Raw genomic sequence first — 22445 nt, forward strand, 5'->3', positions numbered from 1 at the left:
TGTATGTCACCCACCATTTATGATATCGCACGGGTTGCGGGCGTATCGAAATCAACCGTTTCCCGCGTTCTGAATAAACAAACGAATATTTCTCCCGAAGCACGTGACAAAGTGCTGAAGGCGATTGATGAATTAAATTATCAGCCCAACAAACTGGCTCGCGCCCTGACCTCTTCAGGATTCGATGCCATTATGGTTATTTCGACCCGTTCAACCAAAACCACTGCCGGCAACCCTTTTTTCTCCGATGTCCTTCATGCCATTACGGCAAAAGCGGAAGAAGAAGGATTCGATGTTATTTTACAAACCTCAAAAAGCAGTGAAGACGATCTGCTGAAATGCATGAGTAAAATAAAACAGAAGATGATCAAAGGGATCATCATGCTGAGTTCGCCCGCAAATGAATCCTTTTTCACCACGCTGGATGCGTATGGCGTACCGGTAGTGGTGATCGGTAAAGTGGAAGGTGAGTATCAGAATATTTACTCCGTCGACACGGATAATTTTCATGACAGCGCCACGCTGACGGAAACCTTTATTAAAAACGGCCGCAAGAAAATTGCCTGTTTGCATGCGCCGCTTGATTATCATGTTTCAATCGATCGCCTGGCGGGTTATAAAGCCAGTCTGGAAAAGCACCATATTGCGATGAACCCGGACTGGATCATGGACGGCGGTTATACCCATGAGAGTGCGCTTAAAGCGGCTCTGGAATTGCTCTCATCACCCACGCCGCCTGATGCCGTATTTGCTACCGACAGCATGAAATTACTCGGTCTTTATCGCGCGGCGGATGAGTTGAATCTGATGATTCCGGAACAGGTGGTGATAGCCGGATACAGCGACCCGATGCTGTCACTCATTTTAACGCCCGCACCTGGCGGCTTTGATATCCCCACCCGAAAACTGGGGGAAGAGAGCTGCGATCTTCTCTTCAGGCGTATCGCGGGCCATCCCGCCCCGCAAAAAGTGCTTGTTGATACCCATTTTTTACTGGCGGCTTCGCTGCGCTAAAACCAGGGGCTTGTAGCCCCTGGAAGCCCCTCGGTCAGAACGCGTAATTTACCCCAACGCCCGCATAGTGGAAGCGGTCGTTGTCACCTTCGTCATGGTTTTCCCATTCATAGGCGTATTCAAGCGTCATGGATAAACCGTTGTTGAAGTCATAGGCGTACTGCATACCCAGGCGGTTGAAATCATGCCCCTCACGCTCAGGATCATCCTGCCAGTCCCAGTTCGACCAGCGATCGAGCCCCAGTCGGGTGTAAGGCGTTAAGGTCGTCTGGCCCAACGAAATAGGGAGATAGGCGCGAATTTCCTGAGTGGAGAACTCGCCGTTATTACGTGAACCGTCCATATTGAAACCGCGCTCTAAATAGTAATTTACTTTAGCGGCAAAGGTTTCGTTAATGGTCCAGGTAAAGCCCGTTTCGGTTTCGACACGGCTGTCTGAATAGCCGGTTTTTTCCAGATCGTTGGCAAACTGATACATGGCAAACCAGCCGCCAAAACGCCAGTCGTCGGTTAATTTTATATCCCAGTCAGGCTGAATTTTGTAGCGCTGCATATTTGCGCTGCCGTCTCTGGCACCGTGTTCATCCTTAAAGTGATAACCATAATTACGGAAGCCGCCGGTCAGACCGAACGTAAAATCATCGGTTCCGATAAAGCGATAGCGTAATTCAAATTCCGGGCGATCAAAATAGGTGCCGCGGGTCATGCTGCTATAATCAACCGGCCCTTCCTGATACATTGCCAGCGAAATAGTCCAGGCATCCCAGGTTGCATTAAACCACACGGAAGGTTCATATAACCCGTCTTTATCCTCCCCCTGGCCTTCGACGTTTTCTATTTCATACATCGCGCCAATATTAAATTCCCACTGTTTAGCCGTTTCTGTTGCATGTGCACAGCTAACCCCTGCGCACAGCACGAGCGCAGCACTTTTTAGTAGAGTACTCATCAAATATTCCCTTTATAAGTAACAAACAAAAAAACCGGAAATGGGTATTTCCGGCGAACACCTTTCTTATCTAATAGCCGCTTCGGTTTCAGCGTCGAAGAAATGGCACTTATTCATATCGAACTGGATGCCGATATTATCCCCCGCGGCATAATCATTCGCGGCTCCCGCGCGAACAACCAGTTCATGGCCGCCAACGGTGGCGTAGAGCATGAACTCTGCACCGGTCAGTTCGGCCACACTGACTTTTGCCGCGATGTTTTCACCGCTATTCTGCTGGGTGAGAATATCTTCCGGGCGGATCCCAAAGACCACGGCTTTACGCTGATACCCTGCGGCATGCAGTGACGCGAGCTTGTCTTCGGGGATCTCGAGACGCAGCGTTTCCGTGACGAAATAGCGGTCGTCGATGGCGCCACGAACAAAGTTCATGGCTGGCGAGCCAATGAACCCCGCAACAAACATGTTTGCCGGCTCGTTGTATACCTGCTTCGGTGCACCAACCTGCTGAATAATGCCGTCTTTTAAGATCACAATCCGGGTCGCCATCGTCATGGCTTCCGTCTGATCGTGGGTCACGTAAATCATCGTGGTATTGAGCTTCTGATGAAGCTTGCTGATTTCAGCCCGCATTTGCACGCGAAGCTTGGCATCGAGGTTGGAGAGCGGTTCATCCATCAGGAAGACGCCCGCTTCCCGAACTATCGCCCTGCCCAACGCCACGCGCTGACGCTGGCCACCGGACAGCGCGCCGGGTTTACGCTTGAGGTACTCCCGTAAGCCGAGAATCTGTGCCGCCCAGTTAACGCGCTCTTCGATAACCGCCGGGGCGATTTTCTGCATCTTCAGGCCAAACGCCATGTTGTCGTAGACCGTCATATGCGGGTAAAGCGCATAGTTCTGGAACACCATGGCGATGTCGCGTGACTTGGCGGGCACGTCGTTCATGCAAACGCCGTCGATGACCAGTTCGCCAGCGGAGATCTCCTCCAGCCCGGCAATCATGCGCAGCGTTGTCGATTTACCGCAGCCAGACGGACCGACAAAAACGATAAACTCCTTGTCCTCGATTTCGAGATTAAAATCCTTCACCACGTGGACCTGGTTATCGTAAATTTTCTGAATATGTTTCAGTGACAGTTGTGCCATTTTTAATTCCTTATCAATACGCCCGGGAGGCCCAGAAATCGGTCAGGCATTTCCAGGTCAGTTCCTGCGTTGAATGAAGCTGTAATCCCGCATGGGTCAGGCCTGAGCCAATCCCGACCGACAGCATGCCCGCCGCGTTGATCGCCGCCACGCCTGCGGGCGCATCTTCGACCCCGATGGCTGCACCAGGGCGGACGTTCAGGCCAGCACACGCGGCGAGGAAGATCTCCGGATCCGGTTTTGAACAGGCAATGCGGGAGGCATCAGCGCAAAAATCAAAGGCGTCATGAATACCCAGGGCATGCAGTATTCCAGGTGCATTGAGGGAAACGGAGGCGAGCCCAATTTTGACCTCTGCCGCCCGAATGTCCGCCAGCACCTCCCGGATACCCGGCAGCAGCGACGCCTCGGTCAATGACGACAGCGATGCGACGTAGAGCGCATTTTTCTTCCCCGCCAGCGCCAGGCACTGTTTATCGTCAAACGCCCCCTCTTTCCCACCGTGTCGCAGGATCCGCTGCAGGGATTCCATGCGGCTAATTCCCTTCAGCTCCTCGTTAAACACCTCATCGATAGTGATGCCGATCTCCTGCGCGACCGAACGCCAGGCGAGAAAGTGCAGATGTGCGGTATCGGTGATAACCCCATCAAGATCGAATACAACGGCTTCAGGCTTCATCGCTGGCCTCCGTGGTAGCGGTCCCATTAAAAGATGTAAGAAATTCCCTACGAGAGAATGCCTGCCGCTCCGATACGCAAACCGTTTTTCCCCACAGCGTTAACGTGACGGGCGCGGAGGTATCGATGGTTAAAACGTCATTTTCAAACGTGAAGCGCAGGCGTGCGTTCTGCCAGCGCAGAGGGAAGACAAGTTTTCGCCAGTGAGCGGGTAGCTTCGGCGCAAGGTGCAGCTCGCCCTCAACAATCTGCATGCCGGCAAACCCCTGAATGACGCCGGACCAGATGGCACCCGTGGCCGCGGCATGAATGCCGTCATCGCTGCTGTGCGGATCGTCGCCCAGATCGATAGCCACGCCAGCGCGCCAGAAGGCGTAAGCCCCTTCCGTATCGCCACAGCGGGCGGCCACAATGCCGTGAATAGCCTTGCTCAGTGAAGAGTCATGGATCGTCCGCGGCTCGTAAAACGCCAGGTTGGCCGCGCACTGGGCTGGGGTAAATTTCTCCGGCAACAGGTAGTTAAGCATCACCACGTCAGCCTGCTTGAGGATTTGCATCTCGTTAACTTCCGCGCGAGAGTAATCCAGCAGGATGGTCTGCTTACCCGCTTTGGCTTTATAGCGGCTTAAATCGATGGCGGGTTTCGCCATGAACGAATCGTCCTGCGGGATCACTCCCCCGGCGTCGGCTTCCGGCAGCCACAAGCGGGCCAGGAAGGTGGTCGCCTTCTCCATGAAGCAGGCCTCTTCACGCTCAAACATCGACATAAACCGGCATGCGCTGGCCACGTTGTGCCAGGCAAGATAGTTGGTGTAGGCGTTGTTATTCACATGCTCGGTGTATTCGTCCGGCCCAATCACATCATGAATTTCCAGGCGCCCGTTGACCTCCGTGGCGCGGCCCATCCAGAACGTTGCCGTCTCCACCAGCAGGGTCAGCCCTTCATTACGCATAAACGCGTCATCGCGCGTGGCCTGCCAGTAGGCCACAACGGCCCAGGCAATGTCCGCCACGATGTGATGTTCGGCCAGGGCGGAGGCCACTTTCTGCCGCATGCCCGTACGGATGTTGATAGCCGCAAATTCCGGCGTCTCCTCTTTGCCGCTCGCGGCACTCTCCCACGGGAACAGCGCACCCGGCCAGCCGTTGCGGCGGGCTTTTTCCCGGGCCCCGGCCAGGTTCAGCCAGCGATAGCGCAGCAGACTGCGGGCCACCTGCGGACGAGTGAAAAGATGGAAAGGCAGCAGGAATATTTCGGTGTCCCAGAAGACATGGCCTTTATACCCCTCGCCGGTCAAGCCCTTAGCGGCAATGCTGCTCCGCTCATCATGAGCTGGCGTCATGGTGGTCAGATGCCAGACGGCATAGTCCAGCGCCATCTGATCGACAGGAGATGCAGAAGCCACTTCCACCCGGGCATCGCGCCATACGTCTTCCCATGCGCAGGCTGAACTTTCCAGCAGCGAGGCATAACTCCTTGCTGCACAAACCTTGAGATCCGCCAGCGCGCCGCGCGCGAAAGATTCCTGCGACAGGGCTTTATCGCTGCGATGGACCACCCAGACAAACTTATCCAGCGTGACAGTGTCACCCTTCGGTATCGTCAGGGAATAGTGAGCAGAGAGCCGACGATTTTTAGCGGTAAAGCAGCTTTCGCTGTCGGCTGATAGCTGACAAAAGGCTGAGATGACAACATCAGCGGCCCGGTCCTGCGTTTCATACACACCCTGCATATAGTGCTGGTCGAACACCCTGACGGAAATTTCATCCAGATGTTGCCGGCCCGTATTGGTTTGTGTCGCATCAATGCCGGTTTTCATCACCACCTGCGAGGCATCATCCAGCGGGGTGATCGCAAGCTGCATGGCCACAAGCGGCAGCTGATCCAGAGAGACAAAACGACGACTCTCCAGGCGATAGCGCTTTCCGTTGGGCGAACGCCAGACGACGCGGCGATGCAGTTCGCCGTTGGCAAACGCCAGCTCGCGCTGCCACTCAAGAATCTCCCCGGCCAGAAGGGTGTAATTCACCCCGTCCAGCTCAACCTCGATACCGGTGATATCGGGCAAATTGATCAGCTCTGTGGTCTCGTTACGTCCCGCCTGATGATAGAGACCCGCAAGATACATTCCTCGGGTTTGCTGGGTGTAATCTTCTTCATGCGCAGCGCGAATGCCCATGTAGCCGTTACCGCATGCCATAATGGATGCGTACTTATTCAGACTGTGCGGACAAAAGCCCGGATCGGTTAATACAGACACGCTCAGCATAATGTTACGCTTTCCCCTGTTTCTGCCGATTGATAAAGCGCCGCGACAAGCTGCTGAATCACCAGCCCCTGTTCAGCATCTGCAATCATTACGGGCTCTCCCTGCACGTGGCGGACAAAGGCCTCCATGCTGCGTAAATGGCGCTGGTCGTCAGCCTCTTCACGCTGAACCAGGGTTTGTAACGTCCCGGCGTCATCCTGATAAACGTGGGCCGGGAAAAGTGTCGCCCCCGCCTTTTCACCGCAAAAGGCGACATTCATGATCGACTGCTCGCGGATATTCAGCGCGAACGAGGTGTCCAGACGCAAAATGCCGCCGTTGCAGAATTCGATAGTGCCAAACAGGGCATCTTCCACCGTAAACTGTGCGGGATCCCACGCGCCGAACTGGCCGCTGCTTTTTTGGGTTCCCAGCCTCTGGAAGCCGTGCGCCGTGACCCTTTTGACCGCCGGGAAACCCAGTACGTACATCGCGGCATCCAGCATGTGAATGCCAATGTCAATCAGCGGCCCACCGCCCTGCAGCGCTTTGTTAGTGAAGACGCCCCAGCCCGGCACGCCGCAGCGCCGCAGTGCCTGCGCCGAGGTGAAGTAGATTTCGCCCAGCGTTCCGTTCATCACGGCCTCGCGCAGCAGCTGCGTGTCGAGCGCGAAGCGGTGATGAAAATCATATGCCAGCACCTTCCCCGCCTTGCGGGCAGCTATCCGCATCTCATCGGCCTCTTGCGGCGTCATGGCGGGCGGTTTTTCGCACATCACATGACAGCCAGCCTCCAGCGCCGCCATCACATGCTCAAAATGAAATCGGTTTGGCGAACAAACGCTCACCACGTCCGGCTTAACCGCCTCCAGCATGGCGCACGCGTCCTGCCACGCCGACGGTATGGCATGACGCTCCGCAAAAGCCTGTGCCTGTTCGAGGCGGCTGTCCATGACAGCCACCATCTGAACATCACTGCGCGTGGCGTAATACGAGGCATGCACTTTGTCCGCAACCTGCCCGGCGCCAATGATGGCGACGCGCAGTGGCGACGTTGTTGAAGCACTCATCACGCTCGTCATCCTTAGCATTCACGTAAATAAGTGAGGGAATCCCGATAAGCCTGAGCGGGATCTTCAGCACGTACGCGGCACTCGTAAACCACATAGCCCTGGTAATTATCCGCACGCAGCTGATCGAACAGGCTGGCAAAATCGAGGCTACCGCTTCCCGGCTGGTAACGATGGTTATCAGCGATGTGCACATGGCCCAGCAGATCGCGATGCTGATGCAGCGCCTCCGTCAGCGAATCTTCTTCAATGTTCATATGATAGAAATCACCGATGATCTGCACGTGCTTGAGGCCGTTCTCTTCGATATAGCGTCGTGCGTCAGCCAGGGTGTTGATCATGTGATCCTGGTAGCGGTTCAGCGGCTCCAGATAGACGGTGGTTCCGGTGCGCGCTGCCACCTCATCCAGCCAGCGCAGCGAAGCACTTACCGCTTTGCGGTCGCCTTCGAGGCTGCGTGGTGAAGTCATTGGCGGTAAACGGAAGGTGAACATGCCCCAGGCTGCAGGCACGATAATGCCCTTGCCGCCCACTTCGGCCAGCGCTTCCAGAATGCGTTCAATCTGCGCTAAGCCGTTCAGACGACGCTCTTCGATAAAGTCACCAATCCAGCCATCGTATCCGCCGCAGGCGGTCGTGACCGGCAGGCCGGTGGCCTTAATCGCCGCTTTCACCTCGGCGAGGTTTTCCACCAGCAGCTTGCCGTCAATTTCATAGCCATCAAAACCCATCGCTTTGATGTACTCGAATTTCTCCAGGATATTGCCCGGGAAAAAGGCCTGATTTTGTGTTGCGATTTTCATGAGTTGCTTTCCTTAGCTTAAAAAGTGACGCCCATTTTGATGCTCAGTTCCGGATGCTGATCCACATATTTCATGTAGCTTTCAGCGCTGCTGGTAAAGGTCACAACCGGGTCGATCAGATCTTCACAATTCAGATAACCGTTCATCAGCAGTTCCCAGCAGGTCTCTTCAATACGCTTGCGGCTCCAGCGCGGGTAGTCCGGGTTTGGCTCACTGCAGGCGCGGGAGAAGACAATCTTCGCGTTGTTGAAGTGCGCTTCACGCCCCAGATTGAAGCCTGCAGCGAACGGTTTAGCGAACGCAACGTAGGAAATGGTGCCGCCGTAGGCGAGGCCGCGCAGTGCGGACTGCAGCGCATCGGCAAAGCCGCTGGTCTCGATGATCACATCTGCGCCCTGCTTTCCGGTCAGCTTTTTAATTTCCAGACCGACATCTGTGCCGATTGGGTTCAGGCAGTAGTCCGCGCCATGACGGCGGGCAATGTCGCAACGGTGTTCGATAGGATCCACGCCGATGACGACTGACGCGCCGGCTTTTTTCGCCAGTTGGATCGCAATCTGCCCAATCGCGCCGAGGCCTACCACCACGACAAAGTCCCCGACCCGCACGTTGGCATCACGCACGCCGCTCATGGCAAACTGTGCCGGATCGTAGCAGACGGCGTTCTTCCAGGAGGCACCCTGCGGCATTTTGCGCAGCTTGTAGTTGTTGACGGCATTCACGATGACCGTCTCCTGAAGCGGCCCGTAACAGCAGACGCGATCGCCCGTCTGGTATTCCGTGACGTCAGCGCCGCATTCGATAATGTCGCCGACAATCATATTACCCAGCTGGAACTTACCGAATTCTATCCCGCGGGCCGCCCCCTCTTCGCGCGGGGTAAACATCTGCCACTCCGCATTGAACTCTTCATCGATAAACGGACTTGCCGCGCGGAAATCCACCACTTCGGTACCGTGTTTCGGTGCGCCAAAGCAGGCACGAATTTTCACTTCATGTCCCGCAACCGGGCGATCTTCATACTCTACGAGCGCCGCCACGCGTGGCGCTGTCGCAACTAATTTTTTCATGATTGACTCCTTGTTAAAATTGGCCGCCTCAGCCCTTCACGCCACCGGCGGTCAAACCACTTTTAATAAAACGTTCAGACAGGGCGTACATGATGACCACCGGAAGTGCCGTCACCAGCGATGCCGCCATCATGCGACCCCAGATATAATCAGGTGTGCTAAAGAGCGTGTTCAGCCCGACCGGCAAGGTGAAGTTGCTGGCGCTGGACAGGAAAATGGACGCAAACAGATAGTCGTTCCACGCCACCATGAAGCAGTAGACAAACACCGATACGAGCCCGGATATCGCCAGCGGCACGGTAATACGGAAGATGATTTGCAGGCGGTTAAGGCCGTCCATCATTGCGGCTTCTTCTATTTCGTCCGGAATGGTGTCGAAGTAGCTGCGCAGCATGAACACCGCCGTCGGTAACGTCTGCGTCACCATGGTGATAATCAGCGCCAGCTCGGTGTCGTAGATCCCCAGCGCGGTGATGATTTTGAACAACGGCACCACCAGCAAGATGCCGGAGAACATGTAGACGGTGTAAAAACTCGCATTGATCGTCGTACGGCCCTTAAAACGCAGCTTGGACAAGGCGTAAGCGCCCAGCGTACCGAGAAACACGGCAATCACCGATGAGGTCAGCGACACCACCATGCTGTTTCTGAAGTAATCCACAAACGGGAAGATCAGCGGGTTAAAGATGTCGATGTAATGCTGCAGCGTCCACGCCTGCGGCAGAATGGTCGGATGGAGCGAAATCGCCTCTTTGGCGCTCTTGAATGACGTCATCAGCATCACGAAGAACGGGAAAAGCGTGATGATCAGAAATACCGCCAGCCCCAGATAAAAACCAATACGGCTCAGTACGCGTTTATTTGTTGCCATTGAGGTTCACCCTTTTTCTGGTCAGCAGAATCACAGCGAAGATAATCACGAACAGCACCACAGAGATCGCCGCTGCTTTGCCCAAATCGTTGAAAGCGAATGCGGTTTTGTAGAGATAGACGCCCAAAATATCGACCTTCGTGGTCAGCAGGTAGACGTCAGCAAACATGTAGAACATCCAGATGGTGCGAAGCGTGACCACCGTGGCCAGCACCGGCATAATCGCGGGCAGCGTGACGATACGAAAACGCTGCCAGGCATTTGCACCGTCCATTTCCGCCGCTTCATACAGGGATTTATCAATGGTCTGTAAAATCGCCAAGAATGAGATAAACGCGTACGGGAAGTAACGCCAGATCGCGAACAGCACCACCAGTACGAAGCTGCTGTTCGGGTTGTCAAACCACAGCGGCGCCTGGTCATACAGGTGCAACAGGTCTACACCCAGATAGTTCACGATGCCGTAGCCGTTGTTGAACATGTATTTCCAGGCAAACACCAGCGAAATAGACGGCGTGACGTAGGATAAAATCACCAGTGAACGTGCCGTCTTGCGCAGGCGAAACTCGCGATTGAAAAAGATGGCGACGGCAAGCCCCAGCACCGTGCTGCCAATCACTACCAGCGCCGTGTACCAGAAGGTCATCCACAGCGAGTGCCAGAAAGCGGCATCGCTGAGAATGCGAATGTAATTGTCCAGTCCGACAAACACGGCGCTAATGCGCGGATTGAGCGGCAAGCGTAAAAAACTGATTTCAATATTGGAAATCATTGGCCAGGCCACCAGGCCCCCCAGCAGTATCAGGCTGGGGGCCAACAGCAGCATGGCGAAAGGCATATCTGAACGACCAGAAAACAACGTCTTCATAATTTCCTTCCGCAGAGCGCTCCTATCGTTGTGTAATGAGATCAGTCAGTCGCTTCTGGCTGCTGCTTAACGTTGTGTTAAGGTCCTTCTGCCCCACCGTGACGTTATGCACCATGGAACTGATAATGCCGGAGCCCGTCACGTCGCCCATGCGGGTGAAGTTTTTATCCCCCACGGCGCCAAACACCTGCACGTTCGGGAACTGCGCAATCAGCTCATAAGGCAACTGCCCAAACGCTTTAATCACGTCGTTGTTTTTCCAGGTCTCCGTGCCCACCACCAGTTTGTTTACCGGCAGCGCCGCGCCCGGCGACATCATGACCCAGTCCGTCGCGTTTTGAGCCTGTTCCATCCAGGTAACAAACTTCTCGGCCGCTTTGGTCTCCTCTTCGGTTTGTCCGGTGGTGATCGTGAGCGAGGTGATCATGCCGTACACCGCCGATGACGTTTCAGTCGGGACAACGAAGCCCAGATTAGAAGGGTTTCCGTCCTTGTAGACGGCAGGCAGGATGTAGGTGGAATAAACCGCCATCGGCGCAGAACCGTTCATGAAGGCGTCTTTGATCTCCATGACATCGTTCGAACCCGGCATGGTGGTCGCAGCCAGCGCTTTATAAAACGCCAGCGCTTTTGCCATTTCCGGGGTATCGATATCGACATTGCCTTTTGCATCAAACACGTTCGCGCCACCGGAAAGGGCAAACTGAGAGAATGACTGCTCGGTCATCACGCTTTCCGCCGTCGGCAGCGCGATGCCGTAATGCTTTTTAGCCGGGTCGTTCAGACGCTGGCTGGCTTGCAGAAGCTGTTCCCAGTTATGCGGCTCCTCAATGCCCGCCGCGGCCAGCACATCTTTGTGATACCAGACGCCGGAAAGCCAGGCGCTGACCGGCACGCCCGTCCAGGCTGCGCCATCTTCCGTACGGACTACGCGTAAGATTCCGTCATAGAAGGTGTTTTCCCCCACCGCTTTAACGGCTTCAGCGATAGCGTCACGATCCAGAAGCTGTTCTTTATCCATTACTTTTGCGTAGTCATGGCTGACCTCAATCACTTCAGGCAGCGCGCCGGTTCTTGCCAGCGTAATCACCTTGGTGTTGTAGGCATCCTCTTCCACCGGTACCTGTTTTACCGTGATGTCAGGGTTCTCTTTCTCGAATTTTTCGATCAGTTTCGTAATAACGGCCTGACGCTCCTGCTCTACCGACGAGTGCATAAACTCAATGGTGACAGAGGACGCTTTGTCATCCTTACAGCCTGATAACAGGGCGCACGAAACCAGTGCTGATATCAGCACAATTCTGGGTGTTTTCATGTTTAAGGTCCTTTTTAGTTTTCTTTAATCCACAAAACCTGCCATGGATTTAGGGTCAGAGTCGTATCGGTAATATCTTCTCCGCTAATCAATTCCCTTCCGGCGTGAATGTCAGATTCAACCGTTTGAGGAGCATCACTGAAATTAAATAGCGCTGTTATTTTTTCACCACAATCCGCCACGCGAACAATTTTTAAAACATGCTCACCTGACGTGCTAAAATAAGCCTGACTGTCAGGGTGGAATGCTTTTTCCGCACGACGCAGTACGATTAACTGGCTTAACGCACAATAGATCTGATAACGCAGACTATTTTTATCTTCAAGCGCACTATCAATTTTTCCTGCGGTATATTTTTCGCGATTTATCGCACGGTTATATCCCAGACGCTCTACCCCGTCATAATCATTACGGGAACCGAGAATACTCTGGATATAAATCGCAGGCACACCGGGGAAGCTTAAAAGGACGGCATGGGCCAGAATAAACCGGGCAATGCGATCGCTATCATGACTTTCTCGCGTACTTAATGCATCCAGATAGGTCACATTAATTTCATAAGGGCTTCGTGTGCCATCCGGGTTATTTTTCCAGTTAACCAACGCGCCTTCAGACTGCAGCTTCTCTACAAGCGAGAGGATCTCCGACTCAGGTAATATTCCGCGTAATGGGTTAAGACCAATGCCATCATGCGAGGCCAGGAAGTTGAACCAGGTGGTTTTGGTGGAAGGCAACGCCAGCGACGCCGCCCACTGGCTCAGCGTGCGCACATTCTGACAATGCACCGCATGCAGCACCAGCGGGGGCAACGAGAACTGATAAACCATCTGCGCTTCATTTTCGCCGTTACCGAAGTAAGAGACGTTATCTTTATGCGGAACATTCGTCTCGGTGATTATCACCGTGCCGGGGGCAACCGCCTCGGTAATGACGCGGAAAAGCTGGATGAGCTGGTGGGTTTGCTCAAGGTGAATGCAGCTCGTTCCCGGTATTTTCCACATGAACCCAACGGCATCCAGTCGAATATATCGCGCCCCTTCAATAAGGTAATGCAGCAGTACGTCGACCATCGCAATCAGCACCTGCGGAGAGGCGAAGTTGAGATCAACCTGGTCCTCACTGAAGGTGGTCCACAGGTGTCGTACGCTGCCATCATGAAGCGTGAAAGGGGTAAGAAGCGGTAAGGCACGCGGACGCGTCACCGCGGATAAATCTGTTTCAGGATCGACAGAAATAAAGAAATCATCATACCCTGGCATTTGCTTCAGGTAATTAGCAAACCAGGCACTTTTGGCCGACATATGATTGCAGACGAAATCAAACATCAGGCTTGCTGACTGTTTTAATTCAGCAACATCTCGCCATGTTCCGGTTTCAGGCGCAACTTCATGATAATCAATGACAGAAAAGCCGTCGTCCGAGGACCACGGATAAAAAGGCAAAAGATGGACATGAGAAAAAGAACGCGAAAGCCATTTGTTATAAAAACGTGTAAAAACAGGGAGTGCTTTCTCCCCTTTCGCTGAAAACTGGTCGGCATAGGTTATCAGAACGACATCTTTTTCATCCCAGCCCATTTTACGCTTTTCTGTAATAACAGAGGCGGCCTTTTCAATATTTTCCAGCAACACATGAAGATGTGCTTCAGAAAACGTTTTTCCATAAACAAGATTAATGAGTGCTTTAATTTTTTCGTTCACTTGATTTTCCATGGTAGCGGTCCCACGGAGTGGCAATCTACTCCCATGAAAAATATCTGTCAACGGACCGGGCAGGAGAAAAACACGATTGCAAAGCAGCTCAGCACAATATTGTGAGCTGCCGCAAAGAAAGCAGGGTTAACGAGGAAGTGCGGTTAATCATCGCCAGCCCCTCTCCTGGAAGAGTAAGGGCTAACGCGTGAGGGAATTACTGGGACAAGTAGCGGCGCGACAGCCGTTTTGCCACTTTTTGCAACAGCGGTTCGAGCGCCACGGCCAGAACCATTCTGACCGGCTTGCGGGCAACAGATTTTATCGCCCACCCCGCCACGCCTGCCGGGCCGAAACGTAACGCGGTCAGCAGGACCAGTTTACCTGCGATTTTGAGGCCGGGTTTAACCTTCTGACCGGCCTGTTGCCAGTGTTGTTTCATCTCTTCTCTCTCTTAAAGCTGACGAAAACGACTTCTCAGCGTAAAAGTATCCGACGTGACATAGCGTTCCATTTCCCGTAACCGCTTCTCCCCGGCAGCGAGTTGTTCATCAACAGCATTAAGGAGATCGCTGCTGGTGGGGGCGCCTTCCGCCGCCAGTTCTCCTTCCGGCATCGGGTCAAGAACAAACGACAGCACGATGTACGCGACCAGGGTAATAAATGCCAGACCAAAGAAGATCGACAGCACCGTCACCACGCGTACCAGCTTAACCGGGACGTCAAGATAATGAGCCAGCCCGGCACAGACGCCGCGTACCATGCCCTGCTGTGGAATTCGCCACAGTTTTTTGTTCAGATTCAGTCCAGACATTAACGGTCCCTCCAGTTTGGATGTTCAGCATCCAGGATGGCTTCCAGCGCCTGAATGCGTTCGCGCATTTTGTTCGCCTCGTCGGAGAGCTGTACCAGACGCTGTTGTTCACTCTGGGAGAGTTCGCCCCGTGAGGAACGGTTGCTGTAGTGCAGCCATAGCCAAATCGGCAAAACGAACAGCACGAAAATAGTCAGGGGAATAGCCAGAAAAAGCGCGCTCATGTGTACTCCTTGTCTTACGATGCGGCACGTTCAGGTGCCGCACGAATTATTATTGGTTATCTTGCTTCATTTTGGCTTTCAGTGCCGCCAGCTGCTCGCTGATTTCATCATCGGCCTTGAGGTCAGCAAACTGCTGATCCAGCGACTTCTGCTTACCGATACCGTGACTTTCGGCTTCCGCTTCCATCTGGTCGATACGACGCTCAAAGGACTCAAAACGGGCCATCGCTTCATCCAGCTTACCGCTGTCGAGCTGGCGACGCACGTCACGGGAAGAGCTTGCCGCCTGATGACGCAGGGTCAGCGCCTGCTGACGCGCGCGGGTTTCGCTCAGCTTGTTTTCCAGCTCGCCAATCTCTTTTTTCATGCGGGTGAGCGTGTCATCCACCAGCGTCACTTCATGCTCGAGCGTCGCGACCATGTCTGCCAGCTTCTGTTTTTCGATCAGCGCCGCACGGGCCAGATCCTCTTTGTCTTTGCGCAGCGCGAGCTCTGCTTTTTCCTGCCATTCGTTCAGCTGAGCGGTGGCCTGTTCAATACGACGCGTAAGCTGTTTTTTCTCCGCCAGCGCGCGGGCGGAGGTAGAGCGGACTTCAACCAGCGTGTCTTCCATTTCCTGAATCATCAGACGCACCAGCTTCTGCGGATCTTCCGCTTTCTCCAGCAGTGAGTTGATGTTGGCGTTCACGATGTCGGCAAAACGAGAAAAAATACCCATAATTGACTCCTCATAGTTATGTTATCGGGCGATGCCCTGCTGTACAGATAATACAAATCTCATGCCAACTTTTTATCTTATTGATTTAACAGGCCATGGTTGATTTTCATGCAGTGAAGAACTATTCTTGCCTGGTGAATATCGCTAAGGAGTGGTTAATTTCATCATGCCTGGATACAAAGACAATTTACTCGGCGAAGCAAACAGCTTTCTGGAAGTGCTGGAACAGGTTTCTCGCCTGGCGCCGCTCAATAAACCGGTGCTGATTATCGGCGAGCGCGGTACGGGTAAGGAACTCATCGCCAACCGTCTGCACTATTTATCCGGGCGCTGGGACGGCCCCTTCATTTCCCTTAACTGCGCGGCGCTGAATGAAAACCTGCTCGACACCGAGCTCTTCGGCCATGAGGCGGGCGCGTTTACCGGCGCCCAGAAACGCCATCCCGGACGCTTTGAGCGCGCCGACGGCGGTACGCTGTTTCTTGATGAGCTGGCCACCGCGCCCATGCTGGTGCAGGAGAAACTGCTGCGCGTGATTGAATACGGCGAGCTGGAGCGCGTCGGCGGTAGCCAGCCGCTGCAGGTGAACGTGCGCCTGGTGTGCGCCACTAACGCCAACCTGCCGGAGAGGGTGGCAGAGGAAAAATTCCGTGCCGACCTGCTCGACCGCCTGGCCTTTGACGTCGTGCAGCTTCCTCCGCTGCGCGAGCGAAGAAGCGACATTATGTTGCTGGCAGACCAGTTTGCGATTCAGATGTGCCGCGAGCTCGGACTGCCGCTGTTCCCCGGCTTCAGCGATTATGCACGGGAGACGCTGCTCGCGTACCACTGGCCGGGCAATATCCGCGAGCTGAAAAACGTCGTGGAGCGTTCCGTCTATCGCCACGGCAGCAGCGAGACGGAGCTGGACAACATCATTATCGATCCTTTTCAGCGCAGCGCCCCGCCCTTGCCCGCACCAGCATCTCCAGGCGACGCCCCTGCTCTTCCCCTTGATCTGCGCCAGTTCCAGCACGACCAGGAAAAACAGCTGCTGGAGCAAAGCCTTAAGACGGCGAAATATAACCAGAAACGGGCGGCTGAACTGCTGGGTTTGACCTACCATCAGTTAAGGGCATTGCTCAAAAAGCATCAAATGCGATGACAGTGTCTATCACTTTAAAATTCACTTATTTTATGAAAAAAAAGCAATAGATGAATCAAGAAGAATAAGGATATTATTAAGATGGCTATTCTAGATTTTTTGATTTCTCTCGCATTCTGCTTAGGCGGTATTTTCTACATCTGGCATACAAGTAAAGCTCTGAGGACAGGAGTTTTTATTGGCTGGCTCAACGGAACCTATGAGAAGTATTATGTTTATTGCTCTAAACACCCCTGGAAATTCTATTTTAACCTTTTAACCATGGCGAGCGGTGGTTCGTTACTTTTAGCTGTCGGCATCATTTCACTTGATCAAAAAAAACTTTATTTTCAAGACACTAAGCTCACTATTCCAGTGATGCGCTTGCTTCTGGGCACTCTTATTATTCATTATGTAGCTATCTCAGGACACTCTTTTGAATTAGTGAATTGCCTCATGGCTTATTATTTTACCGCCGTGAGCATTGACTTTTTTGACCACACGAATAGAGTCTGTGTAGAAAAAAGACGAAGCGTCATCCCACTGGCAGAATTCAATTTCACGCTTTAAGAATTCGTCATAATAGACAACCCCAGCCTTGCAACGGCAATGTTTTCCGCATGAAGGTCCAGGGTAGTTCATCCTGAAAGGGTAAGTTCCGCTAACTGTTTGCGTTGCACTTGAAACGATGATTGCTTCAGTGCTTTCCCAGAGTGTGAAAGATACGACACCCACTACAAACACAAAACAAGCCAGGAAAAACTTAACGCGCTCCAGTTTACCCTCTTTGCTTTTGACGCGTGACGAAACGCGCCATGATGCAAAGGCACCTATAGCGACTGAAATCAAGATAATTGGCCAATAAACAGAACCTGGTTCTATCAAGTACGCATCGCTTGTATAGATGTCAAGCCGACACATCCCGTAAAACCATAATCCCAGGCAAAAGTATGCAAACACTTCGCGTTTGGCGGGTAGTCTGAATGCCATAATTTGTTTTACTTTAGTAAAAAATCATAATATATCAGACACATATTACAATTAAAATGATATCGCACCTGGAATGTACCCTGCATTCCTGTCATTTTACCCAGCGAAGACGTAACTATACCGACCGACTTTGCGAAACCCTGTCTGCCGGGTTAAATCCTTCGTTTATAGCGAGTCAGATACGCCACGAAAATGCTAAGATAGTCCATGAGGTATATTCAAAGTGGATTGCAGGTATGAACGTGCATCGGGTTGTGACGCTGAGTGACCGACTGCAAACGTTACTGCCCCCATTATGCCCTCAGGCTTAAACGATACTGGATAATGTCGTTTAAAATTAGTAGGATAGCCACTTCATATTTAATACCTTAAAAATTATGCGTCTGGTTTTATCGTCCTTTTTTGCACTTGGTCTGTTTAGCAGCCAGGCCTTTGCCGCGCCCGGGCAAACGCCGCAGCCTGACATTCGTGACAGCGGCTTCGTCTATTGCGTAAGCGGCCAGGTGGATACCTTCAACCCGCAAAAAGCGGGCAGCGGCCTGATTGTGGATACCCTTGCCGCGCAGCTTTACGATCGTCTGCTGGATGTTGACCCGTACACCTACCGTCTCGTGCCCGAGCTTGCAGAAAGCTGGGAAGTGCTGGATAACGGCGCAACCTACCGTTTTCACCTGCGCGATGATGTCGCGTTTCAGCGTACGCCGTGGTTTACCCCCTCGCGCAAGCTGAACGCGGATGACGTGGTCTTCACCTTCCAGCGTATCTTCAACCGCAACCATCCGTGGCATAACGTTAACGGCAGCAATTTCCCCTATTTCGACAGCCTGCAGTTTGCCGACACCGTGAAAAGCGTACGTAAGCTCGACAACCGCACGGTTGAATTCACGCTGACGCGCCCGGATGCCTCCTTCCTCTGGCACCTGGCAACGCACTATGCATCCGTCATGTCAGCCGAATACGCGGCTCAGCTGACGAAAAAAGATCGTCAGGAACTGCTCGATCGCCAGCCGGTTGGCACCGGTCCGTTCCAGCTGGCCGAATATCGCGCCGGTCAATATATTCGTCTGCAGCGCCATGAACACTTCTGGCGCGGTACGCCGCTGATGCCGCAGGTGGTGGTTGATCTCGGCTCTGGCGGAACGGGGCGGCTCTCGAAACTGCTCACCGGGGAATGTGACGTGCTTGCCTGGCCCGCAGCCAGCCAGCTCACGATTTTGCGCGACGATCCGCGTCTGCGTCTGACGTTACGCCCCGGCATGAATATCGCGTATCTGGCCTTTAACACAGATAAACCGCCGTTGAACAACCCTGCCGTTCGACACGCTCTGGCGCTGGCCATTAACAACCAGCGTCTGATGCAGTCGATCTATTACGGCACGGCGGAAACCGCCGCCTCAATTTTACCGCGCGCCTCGTGGGCCTACGACGGTGAGGCTAAAATTACGGAATACAATCCGGCAAAAGCGCGTGAACAGCTGAAAGCGCTGGGGGCAGAAAACCTCACGCTGCAGCTTTGGGTGCCCACCAGCTCCCAGGCGTGGAACCCCAGCCCGCTCAAGACCGCCGAACTGCTGCAGGCGGATATGGCGCAGGTAGGCGTTAAAGTGATCATCGTACCGGTAGAGGGCCGTTTCCAGGAGGCGCGCCTGATGGATATGAATCATGATTTAACCCTCACCGGCTGGGCCACCGACAGCAACGACCCGGACAGCTTCTTCCGGCCGCTGCTGAGCTGTGCGGCGATAAACTCGCAGACCAACTATGCGCACTGGTGTAACCGGGAGTTTGACGCCGTGCTGCAAAAAGCGCTGGCTTCCCAACAGCTGGCCTCGCGCATCGACGCCTATGATGAAGCGCAGAAGATCCTTGCTCAGGAACTGCCGGTGCTGCCGCTGGCCTCTTCCCTGCGCCTTCAGGCTTATCGCTATGATATTAAAGGCCTGGTGCTGAGCCCGTTTGGCAACGCCTCGTTCGCTGGCGTGTCGCGTGAAAAAGAACAAGAGGTGAAAAAACCATGATTATTTTTACCTTGCGTCGGCTCCTTTTGCTGCTGGTGACGCTCTTTTTCCTGAACTTTGTCGGCTTTAGTCTGAGCTATTTCACGCCCCACGCCCCACTCCAGGGATCGTCGCTGTGGGATGCCTGGCTCTTCTGGTTTAACGGACTGCTGCACTGGGATTTCGGCGTGTCCAGCATTAACGGGCAGCTTATTTCCGATCAGTTGAAAGAGGTTTTCCCGGCCACGATGGAACTGTGCATTCTGGCCTTCGGTTTTGCCCTGATGGTCGGGATCCCCGTGGGCATGCTGGCCGGGATATATCGCAACAAATGGCAGGATAAGTTTATCAGCGCCCTCGCCCTGCTCGGCTTCTCCATCCCGGTCTTCTGGCTGGCGCTACTGCTGACGCTTTTCTTCTCGCTGACGATGGGCTGGCTACCGGTTTCTGGCCGTTTTGACCTGCTCTACACGGTTAAATCGGTGACGGGCTTTGCCATCATCGATGCGTGGCTGTCTGATTCGGTGTGGCGTCACGAGATGATCGTCAGCGCCCTGCGCCATATGGTATTGCCGGTGCTGACGCTGGCGGTTGCGCCAACAACCGAAGTGATCCGCCTGATGCGCCTGAGCACCATCGAGGTGTTTGACCAGAACTATGTCAAAGCCGCCGCCACGCGCGGACTGTCGCGCCTGACCATCCTGCGCCGCAACGTCCTGCACAATGCGCTGCCGCCGGTTATTCCGCGTCTGGGATTACAGTTTTCCACCATGCTCACGCTGGCCATGATCACCGAGATGGTCTTTAGCTGGCCTGGCCTGGGGCGGTGGCTGATTAACGCTATCCGCCAGCAGGACTACGCCGCGATTTCCGCAGGCGTGATGGTGATTGGTTCGCTGGTGATTATTGTCAACGTGTTGTCCGATATTCTGGGTGCCATGGCCAACCCATTGAAGCATAAGGAATGGTATGCCTTACGATAGCGTATACAGTGAAAAGCGCACGCCCGGTGTGCTGCGTACCGTGTGGCGTAAATTCTATGGCGATACCACGGCAATGATCGGCCTTTATGGCTGTGCCGGTCTGGTGTTGCTGTGCGTCTTTGGCTCCTGGTTTGCGCCGTACGGCATTGACCAGCAATTCCTTGGCTATCAGCTGCTGCCGCCGTCCTGGTCCCGCTACGGGGAAGTCTCCTTCTTCCTGGGAACGGACGACCTCGGACGTGACGTGTTGAGCCGCCTGCTGAGCGGTGCGGCCCCGACGGTGGGCGGCGCGTTTGTGGTGACGCTCGCGGCCACGATCTGCGGGCTGGCGCTGGGTATTTTTGCGGGATCCACGCATGGCCTCCGCTCGGCGGTGCTTAACCACATTCTGGATACGCTGCTGTCGATTCCGTCTCTGCTGCTGGCGATCATTGTGGTTGCCTTTGCCGGTCCGCACCTGTCGCATGCCATGTTCGCCGTCTGGCTGGCTATCCTGCCCCGCATCGTGCGCTCGGTTTACAGCATGGTGCATGACGAGCTGGAAAAAGAGTATGTCGTCGCTGCGCGTCTGGACGGCGCGACCACCTTCAACATCCTGTGGTTTGCCGTGCTGCCTAACATCGCGTCCGGGCTGGTCACCGAGATCACCCGCGCCCTGTCGATGGCGATTCTGGACATCGCGGCGCTCGGCTTCCTCGACCTCGGCGCGCAGCTGCCGTCGCCTGAATGGGGTGCGATGCTCGGTGACGCGCTGGAGTTAATTTACGTGGCGCCGTGGACGGTTATGCTGCCGGGTGCGGCCATTATGGTGAGCGTGCTGCTGATCAACCTGCTGGGCGACGGTATTCGCCGTGCAATTAACGCGGGGGTGCAATAATGCCGCTTCTTGATATTCGCAACCTCACCATTGAATTCAAAACCGGTGAAGGTTGGGTTAAAGCCGTCGATCGCATCAGTATCACCCTCGCTGAAGGTGAAATCCGCGGGCTGGTGGGGGAATCCGGCTCAGGCAAAAGCCTGATCGCCAAAGCCATCTGCGGCGTGGCGAAAGATAACTGGCGCGTGACCGCCGACCGTATGCGGTTTGATGATATCGACCTGCTGCGCCTCTCTCCCCGCGAACGGCGTAAGCTGGTCGGGCATAACGTCTCGATGATTTTCCAGGAGCCGCAGTCCTGTCTCGACCCGTCCGAACGCGTAGGCAAACAGTTGATGCAAAACATCCCCGGCTGGACCTATAAAGGCCGCTGGTGGCAGCGCGTTGGCTGGCGCAAGCGTCGCGCCATTGAGCTTTTACACCGCGTCGGGATCAAAGATCACAAAGATGCGATGCGCAGCTTCCCGTACGAGCTGACCGACGGTGAATGTCAGAAAGTGATGATTGCCATCGCGCTGGCTAATCAGCCGCGTTTGCTGATTGCGGATGAACCGACGAACGCGATGGAACCCACCACGCAGGCGCAAATCTTCCGCCTGCTGTCGCGCCTCAACCAGAACAACAACACCACCATTTTGCTGATCAGCCATGACCTGCAAATGCTCAGCAAATGGGCGGATAAAATTGACGTGATGTACTGCGGACAAACGGTCGAAACCGCGCCGAGTGAAGATCTGATCACCGCACCGCACCACCCGTATACGCAGGCGCTAATCCGCGCTATTCCCGATTTTGGCAGCGCCATGCCGCATAAGAGCCGCCTGAATACCCTGCCCGGGGCGATTCCACTGCTGGAATCGTTGCCGATAGGCTGTCGTCTGGGGCCGCGTTGTCCGTATGCTCAGCGTAAATGTATTGAGACGCCACGCCTGACCGGGGCCAAAAATCATCTTTACGCCTGTCATTTCCCGCTGAACATGGAGAGAGAGTGA

22 protein-coding genes are annotated in these 22445 nt (G+C 54.2%); 7 read left to right on the forward strand and 15 right to left on the reverse strand.

Annotated elements, in window-relative coordinates; translation table 11 throughout:
- The first annotated feature begins 3 nt into the window (after positions 1 to 3).
- Entirely contained in the window at positions 4 to 1014 is a 1011-nt protein-coding gene (locus tag F3J31_RS01985; protein ID WP_167211068.1) for a LacI family DNA-binding transcriptional regulator, read from the forward strand.
- A 34-nt stretch (positions 1015 to 1048) separates the two neighbouring features.
- On the opposite strand, the gene F3J31_RS01990 is transcribed toward F3J31_RS01985, so the two are convergent.
- The 15 genes from F3J31_RS01990 to pspA form a co-directional block, all read right to left on the reverse strand.
- Positions 1049 to 1963, reverse strand: coding sequence for an OmpG family monomeric porin (locus F3J31_RS01990; protein ID WP_045908864.1), 915 nt, complete (start codon positions 1961 to 1963; stop codon positions 1049 to 1051).
- 66 nt (positions 1964 to 2029) lie between these two features.
- Entirely contained in the window at positions 2030 to 3112 is a 1083-nt protein-coding gene (locus tag F3J31_RS01995; RefSeq protein WP_167211070.1) for an ABC transporter ATP-binding protein, read from the reverse strand.
- A gap of 13 nt (positions 3113 to 3125) precedes the next feature.
- On the reverse strand, positions 3126 to 3791 hold the full coding sequence (gene pgmB, locus F3J31_RS02000; protein WP_167211073.1) for a beta-phosphoglucomutase: 666 nt from the start codon (positions 3789 to 3791) through the stop codon (positions 3126 to 3128).
- The gene (locus tag F3J31_RS02005) at positions 3781 to 6060 is read right to left on the reverse strand and encodes a glycoside hydrolase family 65 protein (protein ID WP_167211076.1); all 2280 of its coding nucleotides are present in this window, start codon (positions 6058 to 6060) and stop codon (positions 3781 to 3783) included. Before F3J31_RS02005 ends, pgmB begins: the two co-directional genes overlap by 11 nt.
- Entirely contained in the window at positions 6054 to 7112 is a 1059-nt protein-coding gene (locus F3J31_RS02010; protein WP_167211079.1) for a Gfo/Idh/MocA family oxidoreductase, read from the reverse strand. The genes F3J31_RS02005 and F3J31_RS02010 overlap by 7 nt, the downstream gene beginning before the upstream one ends.
- 11 nt (positions 7113 to 7123) lie before the next feature.
- A complete protein-coding gene (locus tag F3J31_RS02015; protein ID WP_100121947.1) occupies positions 7124 to 7912 on the reverse strand; it encodes a sugar phosphate isomerase/epimerase family protein in 789 nt (262 codons plus the stop codon).
- Positions 7913 to 7929: 17 nt separating this feature from the next.
- Positions 7930 to 8982 (reverse strand): zinc-binding alcohol dehydrogenase, encoded by a 1053-nt coding sequence (locus tag F3J31_RS02020; protein ID WP_048029783.1) that lies wholly within the window; start codon positions 8980 to 8982, stop codon positions 7930 to 7932.
- Positions 8983 to 9010: 28 nt separating this feature from the next.
- Positions 9011 to 9853, reverse strand: coding sequence for a carbohydrate ABC transporter permease (locus tag F3J31_RS02025; RefSeq protein WP_008501243.1), 843 nt, complete (start codon positions 9851 to 9853; stop codon positions 9011 to 9013).
- On the reverse strand, positions 9840 to 10721 hold the full coding sequence (locus F3J31_RS02030) for a sugar ABC transporter permease (RefSeq protein ID WP_045908871.1): 882 nt from the start codon (positions 10719 to 10721) through the stop codon (positions 9840 to 9842). The genes F3J31_RS02025 and F3J31_RS02030 overlap by 14 nt, the downstream gene beginning before the upstream one ends.
- A gap of 22 nt (positions 10722 to 10743) precedes the next feature.
- On the reverse strand, positions 10744 to 12036 hold the full coding sequence (locus F3J31_RS02035; protein WP_167211083.1) for an ABC transporter substrate-binding protein: 1293 nt from the start codon (positions 12034 to 12036) through the stop codon (positions 10744 to 10746).
- 14 nt (positions 12037 to 12050) lie between these two features.
- Entirely contained in the window at positions 12051 to 13748 is a 1698-nt protein-coding gene (locus F3J31_RS02040) for an alpha-amylase family glycosyl hydrolase (protein ID WP_205246182.1), read from the reverse strand.
- Between the two features lie 196 nt (positions 13749 to 13944).
- On the reverse strand, positions 13945 to 14169 hold the full coding sequence (gene pspD / locus F3J31_RS02045) for a phage shock protein PspD (protein ID WP_023312043.1): 225 nt from the start codon (positions 14167 to 14169) through the stop codon (positions 13945 to 13947).
- 12 nt (positions 14170 to 14181) lie between these two features.
- Complete coding sequence (gene pspC / locus F3J31_RS02050) at positions 14182 to 14541, reverse strand: envelope stress response membrane protein PspC (protein ID WP_023617934.1); 360 nt, start codon at positions 14539 to 14541, stop codon at positions 14182 to 14184.
- Positions 14541 to 14765 (reverse strand): envelope stress response membrane protein PspB, encoded by a 225-nt coding sequence (gene pspB / locus F3J31_RS02055; RefSeq protein ID WP_023312045.1) that lies wholly within the window; start codon positions 14763 to 14765, stop codon positions 14541 to 14543. Before pspB ends, pspC begins: the two co-directional genes overlap by 1 nt.
- Positions 14766 to 14814: 49 nt before the next feature.
- Complete coding sequence (pspA, locus tag F3J31_RS02060; RefSeq protein ID WP_023617933.1) at positions 14815 to 15483, reverse strand: phage shock protein PspA; 669 nt, start codon at positions 15481 to 15483, stop codon at positions 14815 to 14817.
- Positions 15484 to 15649: 166 nt separating this feature from the next.
- On the opposite strand from pspA, the gene pspF reads away from it, so the two are divergent.
- From pspF to sapD, 6 genes are all read left to right on the forward strand, one after another.
- Complete coding sequence (pspF, locus tag F3J31_RS02065) at positions 15650 to 16627, forward strand: phage shock protein operon transcriptional activator (protein WP_111966568.1); 978 nt, start codon at positions 15650 to 15652, stop codon at positions 16625 to 16627.
- An 81-nt stretch (positions 16628 to 16708) separates the two neighbouring features.
- The gene (locus tag F3J31_RS02070; RefSeq protein ID WP_167211086.1) at positions 16709 to 17176 is read left to right on the forward strand and encodes a hypothetical protein; all 468 of its coding nucleotides are present in this window, start codon (positions 16709 to 16711) and stop codon (positions 17174 to 17176) included.
- Between the two features lie 797 nt (positions 17177 to 17973).
- Complete coding sequence (gene sapA / locus F3J31_RS02075) at positions 17974 to 19614, forward strand: ABC transporter substrate-binding protein SapA (RefSeq protein ID WP_045908875.1); 1641 nt, start codon at positions 17974 to 17976, stop codon at positions 19612 to 19614.
- Positions 19611 to 20576: a putrescine export ABC transporter permease SapB gene (gene sapB, locus F3J31_RS02080; RefSeq protein ID WP_023616846.1), complete on the forward strand. Its 966-nt coding sequence runs from the start codon at positions 19611 to 19613 to the stop codon at positions 20574 to 20576. The genes sapA and sapB overlap by 4 nt, the downstream gene beginning before the upstream one ends.
- On the forward strand, positions 20563 to 21453 hold the full coding sequence (gene sapC / locus F3J31_RS02085; RefSeq protein ID WP_045908876.1) for a putrescine export ABC transporter permease SapC: 891 nt from the start codon (positions 20563 to 20565) through the stop codon (positions 21451 to 21453). Before sapB ends, sapC begins: the two co-directional genes overlap by 14 nt.
- Positions 21453 to 22445: a putrescine export ABC transporter ATP-binding protein SapD gene (gene sapD, locus F3J31_RS02090; RefSeq protein WP_008501228.1), complete on the forward strand. Its 993-nt coding sequence runs from the start codon at positions 21453 to 21455 to the stop codon at positions 22443 to 22445. The genes sapC and sapD overlap by 1 nt, the downstream gene beginning before the upstream one ends.

The sequence above is a fragment of the Enterobacter sp. Acro-832 genome (assembly GCF_011752745.1).
Taxonomy (GTDB): Bacteria; Pseudomonadota; Gammaproteobacteria; order Enterobacterales; family Enterobacteriaceae; genus Enterobacter; species Enterobacter quasiroggenkampii.

Bases quoted from the DNA above. Each gene is read 5' to 3' on its own strand.
- F3J31_RS01985 (WP_167211068.1), top strand. From the start codon at position 4: ATGTCACCCACCATTTATGATATCGCACGGGTTGCGGGCGTATCGAAA.
- F3J31_RS01990 (WP_045908864.1), bottom strand. From the start codon at position 1,963: ATGAGTACTCTACTAAAAAGTGCTGCGCTCGTGCTGTGCGCAGGGGTT.
- F3J31_RS01995 (WP_167211070.1), bottom strand. From the start codon at position 3,112: ATGGCACAACTGTCACTGAAACATATTCAGAAAATTTACGATAACCAG.
- pgmB (WP_167211073.1), bottom strand. From the start codon at position 3,791: ATGAAGCCTGAAGCCGTTGTATTCGATCTTGATGGGGTTATCACCGAT.
- F3J31_RS02005 (WP_167211076.1), bottom strand. From the start codon at position 6,060: ATGCTGAGCGTGTCTGTATTAACCGATCCGGGCTTTTGTCCGCACAGT.
- F3J31_RS02015 (WP_100121947.1), bottom strand. From the start codon at position 7,912: ATGAAAATCGCAACACAAAATCAGGCCTTTTTCCCGGGCAATATCCTG.
- F3J31_RS02020 (WP_048029783.1), bottom strand. From the start codon at position 8,982: ATGAAAAAATTAGTTGCGACAGCGCCACGCGTGGCGGCGCTCGTAGAG.
- F3J31_RS02025 (WP_008501243.1), bottom strand. From the start codon at position 9,853: ATGGCAACAAATAAACGCGTACTGAGCCGTATTGGTTTTTATCTGGGG.
- F3J31_RS02030 (WP_045908871.1), bottom strand. From the start codon at position 10,721: ATGAAGACGTTGTTTTCTGGTCGTTCAGATATGCCTTTCGCCATGCTG.
- F3J31_RS02035 (WP_167211083.1), bottom strand. From the start codon at position 12,036: ATGAAAACACCCAGAATTGTGCTGATATCAGCACTGGTTTCGTGCGCC.
- F3J31_RS02040 (WP_205246182.1), bottom strand. From the start codon at position 13,748: ATGGAAAATCAAGTGAACGAAAAAATTAAAGCACTCATTAATCTTGTT.
- pspD (WP_023312043.1), bottom strand. From the start codon at position 14,169: ATGAAACAACACTGGCAACAGGCCGGTCAGAAGGTTAAACCCGGCCTC.
- pspC (WP_023617934.1), bottom strand. From the start codon at position 14,541: ATGTCTGGACTGAATCTGAACAAAAAACTGTGGCGAATTCCACAGCAG.
- pspB (WP_023312045.1), bottom strand. From the start codon at position 14,765: ATGAGCGCGCTTTTTCTGGCTATTCCCCTGACTATTTTCGTGCTGTTC.
- pspA (WP_023617933.1), bottom strand. From the start codon at position 15,483: ATGGGTATTTTTTCTCGTTTTGCCGACATCGTGAACGCCAACATCAAC.
- pspF (WP_111966568.1), top strand. From the start codon at position 15,650: ATGCCTGGATACAAAGACAATTTACTCGGCGAAGCAAACAGCTTTCTG.
- F3J31_RS02070 (WP_167211086.1), top strand. From the start codon at position 16,709: ATGGCTATTCTAGATTTTTTGATTTCTCTCGCATTCTGCTTAGGCGGT.
- sapA (WP_045908875.1), top strand. From the start codon at position 17,974: ATGCGTCTGGTTTTATCGTCCTTTTTTGCACTTGGTCTGTTTAGCAGC.
- sapB (WP_023616846.1), top strand. From the start codon at position 19,611: ATGATTATTTTTACCTTGCGTCGGCTCCTTTTGCTGCTGGTGACGCTC.
- sapC (WP_045908876.1), top strand. From the start codon at position 20,563: ATGCCTTACGATAGCGTATACAGTGAAAAGCGCACGCCCGGTGTGCTG.
- sapD (WP_008501228.1), top strand. From the start codon at position 21,453: ATGCCGCTTCTTGATATTCGCAACCTCACCATTGAATTCAAAACCGGT.